Raw genomic sequence first — 12,873 nt, forward strand, 5'->3', positions numbered from 1 at the left:
CTGTCATCTGCCCGGAGGTTCCACGGATGGCCAGCCCCCGCATCACCTCCCCGCGCCGCTTGGCGGCGCTCGGCGCGACGGCCGCCCTCGTGGCGGGGCTCGGCATGGCGCCGGCCGCCGCCGCGCACAAGGCCCCGGACCGCCACCCCGCCCCGGCCGCCGCCACCGGCTCTACGCTCGCGACGACGCCCCCGAAGACCCCGGTGGCCGTCGGTTACGGCGGCGCCGTCTCCAGCGTGGACGCCGACGCGTCGGCCGCGGGAATCGACGTGCTCCGGCGCGGCGGCAACGCCGTGGACGCGGCCGTGGCGACCGCGGCGGCGCTCGGCGTCACCGAGCCGTACTCGTCCGGCATCGGCGGCGGCGGATACTTCGTCTACTACAACGCCGAACACCGCAAGGTGTACACCGTCGACGGCCGCGAGCGCGCCCCGCTGAGCGCCGGGAAGGACCTCTTCCTGGAGCACGGGCGGCCCATCCCGTTCGCCGACGCCGTCACCAGCGGCCTCAGCGTCGGCACCCCCGGCACGCCCGCCACCTGGGACACCGTCCTCGACGCCTGGGGCACCCGGTCGCTGCGCCAGGTGCTGAAGCCCGCCGAGCGCATCGCCCGCGACGGCTTCACCGTCGATGAGACCTTCCGGAAGCAGACCGCCGACAACGAGTCCCGATTCAAGGACTTCCCGGCCACCGCCGAGCTCTACCTGCCCGGCGGCCGGCCGCCCGCCGTCGGATCGACGCTGCGCAACCCCGACCTCGCGCGCACCTACGAACTGCTCGGCGAGAAGGGCGTGGACGCCCTGTACGACGGGCAGTTGGGGCGCGACATCGTACGCACCGTACGCAAACCGCCCGTCGACCCGGCGTCCTCGCGCGTCGTGCGACCGGGCGACCTCACCCGCGACGACCTGGGCGACTACGCGACGAAGCGTCAAAAGCCCACCCACATCTCCTACCGCGGCCTCGGCGTCTACGGCATGGCGCCGTCCTCCTCCGGCGGCACCTCCGTCGCCGAAGCCCTCAACATCCTTGAGAACAGCGACCTTTCACGGCTGGACGAGACGCGGTACCTGCACCGCTACATCGAGGCCAGCCGCATCGCCTTCGCCGACCGGGGCCGCTGGGTCGGCGACCCGGCGCAGGAGGACGTGCCCGCCAAGGGGCTGACCTCGCAGCGGTTCGCCGACTCGCGGGCCTGCCTGATCAAGGACGACGCGGTGCTCACCAGCCCCCTGGCGCCCGGCGACCCGCGCCACCCCCGGTCGTGCGCCGCGACGGGCGAGGCAGCCCCGACCACGTACGAGGGCGAGAACACCACCCACCTGACCGTCGCCGACAAGTGGGGCGACGTCGTCAGCTACACCCTCACCATCGAGCAGACCGGCGGCAGCGGCATCACCGTGCCCGGCCGCGGCTTCCTGCTCAACAACGAGCTGACCGACTTCTCCTTCGCCCCCGCGAACCCGGCCGTCCACGACCCGAACCTACCCGGCCCCGGCAAGCGCCCGCGCTCCTCGATCTCCCCGACGATCGTCCTCGACCGCCACGACCGGCCGCTCTTCGCGCTCGGCTCGCCCGGCGGCGCGACCATCATCACCACGGTCCTGCAGACCATCCTCAATCACGTCGACCGCGGCATGCCGCTCGTCGACGCCATCGCCGCGCCCCGCGCCAGCCAGCGCAACGCGGCGACCACCGAGTTGGAGCCGGGGCTGTGGGACAGCCCGGTGCGGGGCCGGCTCGAAGCGCTGGGGCATGTCTTCAAGCTCAACCCGGAGATCGGCGCGGCGACCGGCGTGCAGCGGCTGCCCGACGGCCGCTGGCTGGCCGCCGCCGAACCGGTGCGGCGCGGCGGCGGGGCCGCGATGGTGGTGCGTCCGGCCGATCTCCGCTGACTGACGTCAAAACCCTTGCCTAGGAGCCCACTTGAGGCGGTAGACAGGGGGCGGTGCTTGTTCCGTCCCCTGTGCACCGTCCCCTGTGGAGGAGGACTCCGGTGGGCACGAGTCTCCAGCCGACGCTGTATCTGACGGTCAACGGCGACAAATACGAGGTGCCCGCACCCGACGTGCGGGCCACCCTTCTGGACACGCTCCGTGAACGGCTCGGGCTGACGGGCGCGAAGAAGGGCTGCGACCGCGGCGAGTGCGGCGCCTGCACCGTGCACCTCGACGGCCGCCGCGTGCTGTCCTGCATGACGCTCGCGATCGCCGCCCAGGACGCCGAGGTGGCCACGGTCGAGGGCCTGGCCACCAACGGCGAACTCCACCCCATGCAGCAGGCGTTCCACGACAACGACGCCTTCCAGTGCGGCTTCTGCACCCCCGGCCAGCTGATGTCCGCGATCGCCTGCGTACGGGAGGGCCACGCGTCCTCGCCCGACGAGATCCGCGAATGGATGAGCGGCAACCTCTGCCGCTGCGCCGCGTACCCGCAGATCACCGCGGCCATCGCCGAAGCCGCCGAAGCCGCCGGGAAGGCCGGGACGGAGGGCGGAGCGTCATGAAGGAGTTCACCTACGCCAAGGCGCACGACATGGACTCGGCGCTCACCGCGCTGCGCACCCCCGGCACCCAACTACTCGCCGGGGGGACGGAGTTGCTCAACTGGCTCAAGGAAGGCATCGAGACCCCCGACCACCTCGTGGACATCACCGCGCTGCCGCTCACCGCGATCGACACCGGACCCTCGGGAGAGCTGCGCATCGGCGCGCTGGCCCGCATGAGCGACCTCGCCGCCCGCCCGGAGGCCGTCCGGGACCGCCCGGTTCTCGCCGAGTCGCTGCTGCTCGCCGCCTCCCCGCAGCTGCGGAACATGGCGACCATCGGCGGCAACCTCCAACAGCGCACCCGCTGCCCCTACTTCCGCGCCGATATCCCGCTGCCCTGCAACAAACGCACACCGGGCTCCGGCTGCGCCGCGCTCCAAGCGGGTGGCGACACGACGCAGCACGCCCTCTTCGGCTGGACCCAGGAGTGTGCCGCCACCCACCCCTCCGACCTCGCGGTCGCGCTCGCCGTCCTCGACGCCGCCGTCCTGGTCAGCGGGGCCGGCGGCGAACGGCGGATACCCGCGACCGCCTTCCACCTCACGCCCGCGGAAGCGGAGCCCCAGCGCCATACGGCCCTGGAGCCCGACGAGATGATCACCGCCGTCGAGGTGCCGGGCCGCCCCTCGGCCCGCCTCTCCCGCTTCCTCAAGCTGCGGGAGCGGGCCGCCTACGAATTCGCGGTGGTCTCGGCCGCCGTGACCCTGGAACTCACGGCCGGCGACACCATCGGCTCCGCCCGCATCGCCCTCGGCGGCGTCGCCCACCGCCCCTGGCGGCTCACCGCGGCCGAGGAGGCCCTGCGCGGCACGGCGCTGGCCGACACCGACGCCCTGCGCGCCGCCGTCGCCATCTCCTTCGCCGACGCCCGCCCCCTGCCCGGCAACGGCTACAAGGTCGAACTCGCCCAGCGCGCCGCCGTACGCGCCCTGCGCGACGCGGCCCGTCGGATCGAGCCCGGCGCGAACGGAGGCCCCCGATGACCGCCGCACTCCCCGCCGGCCTGCGCCGCCCGGACGGCCCCGCCAAGCTGACCGGCGCCGCCCGCTACTCCGGCGACACCCCGGCCGACGGCGCGGCGTACGCCGTCCTCGTCGGCGCGACCGTACCGACCGGCCGGCTCGCCGCCCTGCACACCGAGGCCGCCCGCGGCGCGCCCGGCGTCAGCGCGGTGCTCACCGCCGAGGACCTGCCGGAGATGCCGCTGGGCCCCCTGGTCCAGCCGATGCCGATGCGCCGCTCCGAGGGCGGCGCGATCCGCCACGAGGGCCAGCCGATCGCCATCGTCCTCGCCGACGGCTGGGAGCGGGCGCGGTACGCGGCCGGGCTCGTACGGGCCGAATACGCCGACGTGCGGCGGGTCGTGGTCTTCGACGAGGCCCCCGACGACGTCGAGCGGGAACCGCTGCTCTCGCCGCCCGACGAGAGCAAGGGGGACGTCGCAGCGGGGCTGGCCGCCGCGCACACCGTGGTCTCCGGCACGTACACCACCGCTGACCGGCACCACAACCCCATGGAGCCGTCGGCGACGTACGCCCGCTGGGACGGCGACCGGCTCACCGTGCACGACAGCGTCCAGTCCATCGGGCTCACCCAGCTGGCCCTGTCGACCGCCTTCGGCATACCGTTCGAATCGGTCCGCGTCATCTGCCCGTTCGTCGGCGGCGGCTTCGGCTGCAAGGGCTACATCTGGCCGCACCAACTCCTCACCGCCGCCGCGGCGAAGGTCACCGGACGGCCCGTCAAGCTGTACCTGACGCGCGCTCAGATGTTCACGTCCTGCGGCCACCAGCCTGCCACCCGGCAGACGGTGACGCTCGGCGCGGACGCCGACGGACGGCTCACCGCCCTGCGCCATACCTCCGCCAACGCCGCCTCACGGGACGGGGACCACGCCGAGGGCGCGACGGAGGCCAGTACCTGGATGTACGCGAGCCCGGCCATCGAGGTCCGGCGGCGCATCCGGCACACCGACCGGCCCGAGCCGACGCCGATGCGCGCCCCGCACCAAGGGCCCGGCATGTTCGCGCTGGAGTCGGCGATGGACGAGCTGGCGTACGCGACCGGCGTCGACCCCGTCGAACTGCGGCTGCGCAACGAGCCGGAGACCGACCCGATGACCGGCCGCCCGTTCTCCTCCCGCGAGCTGCGCGCGTGCCTGCTGCGGGCGGGCGAGCGCTTCGGCTGGCAGGCCCGTACGCCCGAGCCCCGCTCGATGCGCGACGGCGACGAACTGATCGGCTGGGGCATGGCCGCCGCGACCATGGACACCTTCCGCTTCGCCGCGACGGCCCGCGTGCGCCTCGACGCCGACGGGAACGTCCTGGTGGAGTGCGGGACCCAGGAGATCGGCACCGGCCTGCCGGGGGTGATCGCCACGATCGTCTCCGATGTGCTCGGCACCGACCCGGACGCGGTCGAGGTGCGGTTCGGCGACACCGAGCTGCCGCCCGCGTGGATGACGGCGGGCTCCTCCGCCACGATGGGCGTCGGCTCGGCCGTGCACGCCGCCGCGACCGAACTGAGCGGAAAACTCGCCGGCCTCGGCGGCCGGCCGCCGGCCGCCGTCGGCTGCCTGGAGGCCGAGGCGACCTGGGGCCCGGAAGCGGGCTCGGATCTGGCGGGCCGCTCCCGTGCGTACTCGATGCACACCTATGGCGCGGTCTTCGCCGAGGTCCGGGTGGACGAGGAGCTGGGGCTGGTGCGGGTGGCGCGCTGCACCGCCGGGTACGCGGCGGGCCGCATCGTGAACCCGCTGACCGCGCGCAGCCAGATGACGGGCGGGCTGGCCTGGGGGATCGGCCAGGCGCTGCTGGAGGAGTCGCGGTTCGACGGCCGCTTCGGCCGCTTCGCGTCCAAGAACCTCGCCGGGTACGCCGTCCCCGTCAACGCCGACGTCCGCGAACTCGACGTCTTCTTCGTCGACGACCACGACCCGCACGCCAGCCGCCTCGGAGCCAAGGGCATCGGCGAACTGGGCGCGGTCGGGGTGGGGGCGGCGATCGCCAACGCGGTGTTCCACGCGACGGGCGTGCGCCGACGGGACGTGCCGATGGGGATCGCGGACGTGATGCGGGCGGGGGCGGTGCGGTGACGCGCGTGCGGTCCAATAGCTGGGCGTACGAGGGGAGTTGACGTGCGTACGGCCCGGTCGGCCGGAGCGGTGACTCTCCGGTCCGGCCGGGCCGTACGGGTCGCATGAGCTGTCCGGGCCGTACGGCCGTACGCCCGGTCGTCAGCCGAGCAGGCCGATGACGGCCTGCGTCGAGTCCAGCTCGCCCAGCCGGGGGAAGATCTTCTCGATGCTGTTGCGGTGGGCGTCGGCGTCCATGTCGGTGACGGCGTCCGTCGCGATCGTTACGTGGTAGCCGTGCTCGTGCGCGGCGCGCGCCGTGGACTCGACGCCGATGCTGGTGGCGATGCCCGCGAGGACGATCTGGGTGACGCCCCGGCGGCGCAGTTCGAGGTCGAGGGCGGTGCCGTGGAATGCGCCCCACTGCTGCTTGGTGACGGCGATGTCGCTGGGCTGCCGGCCGATCTCGGGCACCAACTCGGCCCAGTCGGCGGGAAGTTCACCGCCCGGCATGCCGGCCTGGGTGCGGCCCGGCGCGCCGCCCGTGACGTTGACGAGGACCACCGGCAGTCCGCGGTCGCGGAACGCCGCGGCCAGCTCGGCGGAGCGCGCGACGACGTCGGCGGCGGGGGAGAAGGTCGGCAGGGCGGTGATGCCCTTCTGAAGGTCGATGACGACGAGCGCGGTGTTGGCGTCGAGAGTGGTGGCGGGCATGTGCTGTGCTCCTATAGGTAGGTGACGGTACGTCAGGAGGACTTGGCGCCGCGAGTGGTGCGCAAGGCGCGGTCGGCGGCGGTGAGGACGATCAGCAGCAGGCTGAGTCCGCCGCTCACGACGGCGATGTCGTGCAGTCCGGAGTCGGTGGCGCGCTGCCCGTAGAAGAGGCCGATGAGGCTGGAGGCGGTGATCGCGCCGAGGTACTGGGCGGTGCGCTGGAGCCCGGCCGCCGCGCCGACCGCGTCGGCGGGGGCCTGGACGAAGACGGCCGCCTGGTTGCCCGTCGAGGTCAGCCCCTGCGGGAGGCCGAAAAGGACTCCGGCCAGGAGGAGCGCGGCGAGAGGGGTGGTGTGGTTCGCGGCGAACAGCAGGGCGCTGCCGGCCGCGAGGAGGACCGAGGCGAGCGTGAGCGGCGCCCGGATGCTCTTGGTGCGCGCGCCGAGGACCGAGCACACGGCGGCGGCCAGCGACATCGGCAGGACGATCAGCCCCGCGTGGAACGAGGAGTAGCCGTGCGCCTCCTCCAGCCACTGCGTGTACCCGTACATGACGCAGTAGATGACGAGGTAGGCCAGCCCGTGGCGGAGGTAGGTGAACGACAGCGCCCGGTTGCGGGCCAGCATCCGCAGGTCGATGAAGGGGTCGCGGCGGCGCAGCTGCCACCAGGTGAGGGCGGCGGCGAGCACCGCGATGAGGGGCAGCAGGTACCAGCGGGGGTGGCGCAGCTCCATCAGGAGGAGCATCGCGGCGGTCAGCGTCGCGCCGAAGAGCGCGATCCCGAGCCCGTCGAGTGATGGGCCGGCCGTACTGCCGTCGCCTGCGGTGTTCTTCCCTGCCTCGGTACTGGCGTCCTTCGGCAGCCAGAGGAGGGCGAGGACGAGGCCGAGCGCGGCGAGCGGTACGTTCACGGCGAAGATGCCGCGCCACCCCGTGGTCCCGGCGAGCAGCCCGCCGAGCACCGGGCCGACCGCCATGGACCCGAGCCCCGCGAGGGAGAGCAGGCCCAGGACGGTGCGCGGGGCCTCCTCGCCGGTGCGCCGCGACACGGCGCGGAGCATGGCCATCGCCGCCGGATACGCGGCGGACGTGCCGATGCCGAGCAGCACCCGGGAGGCGATCAGCCAGCCGAAGCCGGGCGCGAGTGTGCCGATCACCCCGGCCGCCAGGACCACCACCAGCCCGCTCAGGAAGATTCGGCGCGGGCCCAGGAGGTCGGCGAGTTTGCCCATGGTGGGCTGCGCGACGGCGCTGGCGAGATAGAGGGAGGCGACGAGCCAGGCGGTGGCGGACGCGCCGACGCCGAAGTCGTGGCCGATCGCCACCAGGCCGGTGGCGATCATCGTGGAGTTGACGGGGTTGAGCACCGAGCCGATGAGCAGCGGCGTCATCAGCCGCGGCCCGTAGGCCGAGGCCGCGTGCTCGGGCGCGCCCACCGCCGTACCGCTACGGGCGGCCAGTCGGCTCACTGCCGGACTCGCGCGTCGGCATCGGACGGAGCGTCAACTCGCTGTTCCGCATGGCCATCAGACGCAGCGTCACCCGGACTGTCCGGAGTTTCCGCCGCCAGCCGCTTCAGCAGCTCCGTCGCCTCTGCCAGCGTCCGCTGCTCGTCGGGGGTGAGCCGGTCCGCGATGGCCCCGGCCAGCCAGCTCTGCTTGGACTGCCGCAGGGATGTGAGCGTGCGGCGCCCCTCGGCCGTGAGGGAGAGCACGACCTGCCGGCCGTCGGTGGGGTGCGGTGTGCGCTCCAGCAGCCCCAGCTCCTCCAGATAGGCCAGCGTCAGCCGCATCGACTGCGGCCGCACCAGCTCGGCGCGGGCCAGCGCCGCCGTGGTGACGGCCCCGTCGGCCGCGATCCGGCTCAGCGCCGAGCGCTGCGTGGGCGTGAGCTCCCCCTGCGGGGAAGCCGCCCGCAGCCGCCGCGACAGCTGGCCGACGACGGCCGTGAGGTCGGCGGCGGTGCGTGCCTGCGTCTGATCGGGTTCCTGATCGGGCATGGCCCCACCGTAGGAGTTCGACAGGGAAACTTGCAAGTTTTCCTGTCGTGATAGCCGAGGGGTATCGACGGGGCCTGTCGCGCCCTGTCGGCGGAACCCTTGCCACACCCCGTGGCGGGTCATACGGTCACATCCACACGTAGATCCACTTGATCGACGCGTGTTCAGCCTGGTTGACGCCCTGGCAAAGGAGCAATTCATGGCCAAAATCGTCCGCGCCGCACTCGTCCAGGCCGGTTGGACCGGTGACACCGATTCGATGATCGCCAAGCACGAGGAACACGCCCGCGCGGCGGCCGACCAAGGCGCTCAGGTGATCGGGTTCCAGGAAGTCTTCAACGCCCCGTACTTCTGTCAGGTCCAGGACAACGAGCACTACCGCTGGGCCGAACCGGTGCCCGACGGACCGACCGTGCGCCGGATGCAGGACCTCGCCCGCGAGACCGGCATGGTGATCGTCGTGCCCGTATACGAAGTGGACCAGCCCGGCTTCTACTACAACACCGCCGCCGTCATCGACGCCGACGGCAGCTACCTCGGCAAGTACCGCAAGCACCACATCCCGCAGGTCAAGGGGTTCTGGGAGAAGTTCTACTTCCGGCCCGGCAACGCCGGCTGGCCCGTCTTCGACACCGCCGTCGGCAAGGTCGGCGTCTACATCTGCTACGACCGCCACTTCCCCGAGGGCTGGCGCGCCCTCGGACTCGGCGGCGCGCAGATCGTCTACAACCCCTCCGCCACCTCGCGCGGCCTCTCCGCCTACCTCTGGGAGCTGGAACAGCCCGCCGCCGCCGTCGCCAACGAGTACTTCGTCGCCGCGATCAACCGCGTCGGCACCGAGGAGTACGGCGACAACGACTTCTACGGCACCTCCTACTTCGTCGACCCCCGCGGCCAGTTCGTCGGCGCGAAGGCCAGCGACACCAAGGAGGAACTGGTCGTCCGCGACCTCGACCTCTCCCTCATCGACGAGGTCCGCCAGCAGTGGGCCTTCTACCGGGACCGCAGGCCCGACGCCTACGACGGCCTGGTACAGCCATGAGCACCCCCGCCTCCCTGCACGCCCGCCACCAGGCGGTCATGCCGGACTGGCTCTCGCTCTACTACGAGCGGCCGCTGGAGCTCACCCACGGCGAGGGCCGGCACGTATGGGACGCCGAGGGCAACCGCTACCTCGACTTCTTCGGCGGCATCCTCACCACCATGACCGCCCATGCCCTCCCCGAGGTCGCCAAGGCGGTCAGCGACCAGGCCGCCCGCATCCTGCACACCTCCACCCTCTACCTCGACCGCCCGATGATCGACCTCGCGGAGCGGATCGCCCAGCTCTCCGGCATCCCGGACGCCCGCGTCTTCTTCACCACCTCCGGCACCGAGGCCAACGACGCGGCCCTGCTGCTCGCCACCTCCTACCGCCGCTCCAACCAGATCCTGGCGCTGCGCAACAGCTACCACGGCCGTTCCTTCGCCTCCATCGGCATCACCGGGAACTCCAGCTGGTCGCCCACCAGCCTCTCGCCGCTCCAAACGCTGTACGTGCACGGCGGCGTCCGCACCGACGGCCCGTACGCGCACCTGTCGGACGCCGAATACACCGCGGCCTGCGTGGCGGACCTCAAGGACATGCTCAGCCAGACGCACGGCAACGTCGCCGCCCTCATCGCCGAACCGGTGCAGGGCGTCGGCGGGTTCACCAACCCGCCCGACGGACTCCTCGCGGCCTTCCGCGACGTCCTCGACGCACACGGCATCCTGTGGATCACGGACGAGGTGCAGACCGGCTGGGGCCGCACCGGCGAGCACTTCTGGGGCTGGCAGGCGCACGGCCGGGCGGGCCCGCCCGACCTCCTCACCTTCGCCAAGGGCATCGGCAACGGCATGTCGATCGGCGGCGTTGTCGCCCGCGCCGATGTCATGAACTGCCTCGACGCCAACTCCATCTCCACCTTCGGCGGCTCACCCGTCACCATGGCCGCCGGCCTCGCCAACCTCACCTACCTCCTGGAACACGACCTCCAGGGCAACGCCCGCCGCGTCGGCGGCCTCCTCATCGAGCGGCTGCGCGCCGTCGCCGCCGCACTCCCGGTCGTACGGGAAGTACGCGGCCGGGGCCTGATGATCGGCGTGGAGCTGGTCCACCGCGACGGCACGCCCTCGCCTCGCGCCGCCACCGCCGCCCTCGAACGCGCCAGGGAGAACGGCCTGTTGGTCGGCAAGGGCGGCCGCGACGGCAACGTCCTGCGCATCGCGCCCCCGCTGTCGCTGTCCGTCGCCGAGGCCGAAGAGGGGGCCGCGCACCTCGAAGACGCGCTGCGCGCGGCACAGTCCGCCACCAGCGGGCTCGGAGAATCCAGGAGAATCGGCGGAGAGGAACAGCCATGACCCGCACACTCATCAGGGGCGGCCTGGTCGTCACCGCCGCCGAGGAGACCCACGCCGATGTGCTGATCGAGGACGAGAAGATCGTCGCCCTCGCCGCCTCGGACAGCGCGTACGCCGCCGGCTGGACGGCCGACCGTACGATCGACGCCACCGGGAAGTACGTGATCCCCGGCGGCATCGACGCCCACACGCACATGGACTTCCCCTTCGGCGGCACCTTCTCGGCCGACTCCTTCGAGACCGGGACCCGCGCCGCCGCCTGGGGCGGCACCACCACCATCGTGGACTTCGCGGTCCAGACGCGCGGACAGGCGCTGCGCGAGGGGCTCGACCTCTGGCACGCCAAGTCCGACGCCCAGTGCGCCGTCGACTACGCCTTCCACATGATCCTCTCCGATGTGAACGAGTCCACCCTCAAGGAGATGGACCTGCTGGTGGGGGAGGGCGTCACCTCCTTCAAGCTGTTCATGGCCTATCCGGGCGTCTTCTACAGCGACGACGGGCAGATCCTGCGCGCGATGCAGCGCTCGGCCGGCAACGGCGGGCTGATCATGATGCACGCCGAGAACGGCATCGCCATCGACGTCCTCGTGGAACAGGCCCTCGCGGAGGGCCGCACCGACCCCCGCTACCACGGCGAGGTCCGCAAGACGCTCCTCGAAGCCGAGGCCACCCACCGCGCCATCCAGCTCGCCCGCGTCGCCGGGGCGCCGCTGTACATTGTGCACGTCTCGGCGGAGGAGGCCGTGGCGGAGCTGACGCTCGCCCGCGACAAGGGGCTGCCGGTGTTCGGCGAGACCTGCCCGCAGTACCTCTTCCTGTCCACCGACAACCTCGCCGAGCCGGACTTCGAAGGCGCGAAGTACGTATGCAGCACGCCGCTGCGGCCCCGCGAGCACCAGGAAGCGCTGTGGCGCGGGCTGCGCGGCGACGACCTCCAGGTCGTCTCCACGGACCACTGCCCGTTCTGCTTCACGGGCCAGAAGGACCTGGGGCGCGGCGACTTCTCGAAGATCCCCAACGGGATGCCGGGCGTGGAGAACCGGATGGACCTCCTCCACCAGGCGGTCGTGGACGGGCACATCTCGCGCCGTCGCTGGATCGACATCGCCTGCGCGGCCCCGGCCCGGATGTTCGGCCTCTACCCGAAGAAGGGCACCATCGCGCCCGGCGCGGACGCCGACATCGTCGTCTACGACCCGCACGCCGAGCAGGTCATATCGGCCGAGACGCACCACATGAACGTCGACTACTCGGCGTACGAGGGCAGGAGGATCACCGGCCGGGTCGAGACCGTGCTCTCGCGCGGCACGGCCGTACTCGACCAGCGGCAGTTCACCGGGCGCGCCGGGCACGGCCGTTACGTGCCGCGCGGCACCTGTCAGTACCTGAGCTAGGAGGCTGCGGACCCATGGACTTCGGACTCGTCCTTCAGACCGACCCGCCCGCCACCGCCGTCGTCGACCTGATGCGGCACGCGGAGGAGCGCGGTTTCACCTATGGCTGGACGTTCGACTCGGCCGTGCTGTGGCAGGAGCCGTTCGTCATCTACAGCCGCATCCTGGACCACACCCGGCGGCTCATCGTCGGCCCCATGGTCACCAACCCCTCCACCCGCACCCCGGAGGTCACCGCCTCCACCTTCGCCACGCTCAACGACATGTACGGCAACCGCACCGCCTGCGGCATCGGCCGCGGCGACTCCGCGATGCGGGTCGCCGGCCGCAAGCCCAACAACCTCGCCACGCTCAGCGAGTCCATGCACGTCATCCGCGAACTCGCCGAAGGCCGCGAGATATCGGTCGACGGCACGGCGCTGCGCTTCCCCTGGGTGCGCGACGGCAAGCTGCCGGTGTGGATGGCCGCGTACGGGCCGAAGGCGCTGGCGCTCGCGGGCCGCGAGGCGGACGGCTTCATCCTCCAGCTCGCCGACCCGTATCTGACCGAGTGGATGATCAAGGCGGTACGGGACGCGGCGGCGGAGGCCGGCCGCGACCCCTCCGACGTCAAGATCTGCGTCGCCGCCCCGGCGTACGTGGGCGACGACCTCGCGCACGCCCGCGAGCAGTGCCGCTGGTTCGGCGGCATGGTCGGCAACCACGTCGCCGACCTGGTGAGCCGCTACGGCGAGCACTCCGACATGGTGCCCGAGGCCCT

At 72.3% G+C, this 12,873-nt stretch carries 11 protein-coding genes; 8 read left to right on the forward strand and 3 right to left on the reverse strand.

The features are described 5' to 3' along the window. The first annotated feature begins 26 nt into the window (after nt 1-26). From ggt to AB0I49_RS02635, 4 genes are all read left to right on the forward strand, one after another. Nucleotides 27-1,895 carry a gamma-glutamyltransferase gene (gene ggt, locus AB0I49_RS02620; RefSeq protein ID WP_363224923.1) on the forward strand — a complete coding sequence of 623 codons (1,869 nt, stop codon included), beginning with the start codon at nt 27-29 and terminating at the stop codon, nt 1,893-1,895. Nucleotides 1,896-1,996: 101 nt separating this feature from the next. Continuing rightward, the gene (locus tag AB0I49_RS02625; RefSeq protein ID WP_363224924.1) at nt 1,997-2,506 is read left to right on the forward strand and encodes a (2Fe-2S)-binding protein; all 510 of its coding nucleotides are present in this window, start codon (nt 1,997-1,999) and stop codon (nt 2,504-2,506) included. Then, on the forward strand, nt 2,503-3,531 hold the full coding sequence (locus tag AB0I49_RS02630; RefSeq protein WP_363224925.1) for a xanthine dehydrogenase family protein subunit M: 1,029 nt from the start codon (nt 2,503-2,505) through the stop codon (nt 3,529-3,531). Before AB0I49_RS02625 ends, AB0I49_RS02630 begins: the two co-directional genes overlap by 4 nt. Next, nucleotides 3,528-5,642, forward strand: coding sequence for a xanthine dehydrogenase family protein molybdopterin-binding subunit (locus AB0I49_RS02635; protein ID WP_363224926.1), 2,115 nt, complete (start codon nt 3,528-3,530; stop codon nt 5,640-5,642). The genes AB0I49_RS02630 and AB0I49_RS02635 overlap by 4 nt, the downstream gene beginning before the upstream one ends. 141 nt (nt 5,643-5,783) lie before the next feature. Here AB0I49_RS02635 and AB0I49_RS02640 read toward each other — a convergent pair whose 3' ends face one another. From AB0I49_RS02640 to AB0I49_RS02650, 3 genes are read right to left on the reverse strand one after another with little or no spacing between them, the layout of a single operon-like run. Continuing rightward, nucleotides 5,784-6,335 (reverse strand): isochorismatase family protein, encoded by a 552-nt coding sequence (locus AB0I49_RS02640; protein ID WP_363224927.1) that lies wholly within the window; start codon nt 6,333-6,335, stop codon nt 5,784-5,786. A 32-nt stretch (nt 6,336-6,367) separates the two neighbouring features. Continuing rightward, nucleotides 6,368-7,795 (reverse strand): MFS transporter, encoded by a 1,428-nt coding sequence (locus AB0I49_RS02645; RefSeq protein WP_363224968.1) that lies wholly within the window; start codon nt 7,793-7,795, stop codon nt 6,368-6,370. 5 nt (nt 7,796-7,800) lie between these two features. Then, nucleotides 7,801-8,334, reverse strand: a complete 534-nt coding sequence (locus AB0I49_RS02650; protein WP_363224929.1) for a MarR family transcriptional regulator — start codon at nt 8,332-8,334, stop codon at nt 7,801-7,803. 199 nt (nt 8,335-8,533) lie between these two features. Here AB0I49_RS02650 and AB0I49_RS02655 point away from each other — a divergent pair, with 199 nt between their 5' ends. The 4 genes from AB0I49_RS02655 to AB0I49_RS02670 form a co-directional block, all read left to right on the forward strand. Further along, nucleotides 8,534-9,376, forward strand: coding sequence for a nitrilase-related carbon-nitrogen hydrolase (locus tag AB0I49_RS02655; RefSeq protein ID WP_363224931.1), 843 nt, complete (start codon nt 8,534-8,536; stop codon nt 9,374-9,376). Continuing rightward, a complete protein-coding gene (locus tag AB0I49_RS02660; RefSeq protein ID WP_363224933.1) occupies nt 9,373-10,716 on the forward strand; it encodes an aspartate aminotransferase family protein in 1,344 nt (447 codons plus the stop codon). Before AB0I49_RS02655 ends, AB0I49_RS02660 begins: the two co-directional genes overlap by 4 nt. After that, the gene (gene hydA, locus AB0I49_RS02665) at nt 10,713-12,113 is read left to right on the forward strand and encodes a dihydropyrimidinase (RefSeq protein WP_363224934.1); all 1,401 of its coding nucleotides are present in this window, start codon (nt 10,713-10,715) and stop codon (nt 12,111-12,113) included. The genes AB0I49_RS02660 and hydA overlap by 4 nt, the downstream gene beginning before the upstream one ends. Nucleotides 12,114-12,127: 14 nt before the next feature. Beyond that, nucleotides 12,128-12,873 (forward strand): TIGR03842 family LLM class F420-dependent oxidoreductase (locus AB0I49_RS02670; protein ID WP_363224935.1); only part of this gene is annotated, 746 nt, incomplete at its 3' end.

The organism is Streptomyces sp. NPDC050617 (assembly GCF_040654795.1).
Taxonomy (GTDB): Bacteria; Actinomycetota; Actinomycetes; order Streptomycetales; family Streptomycetaceae; genus Streptomyces.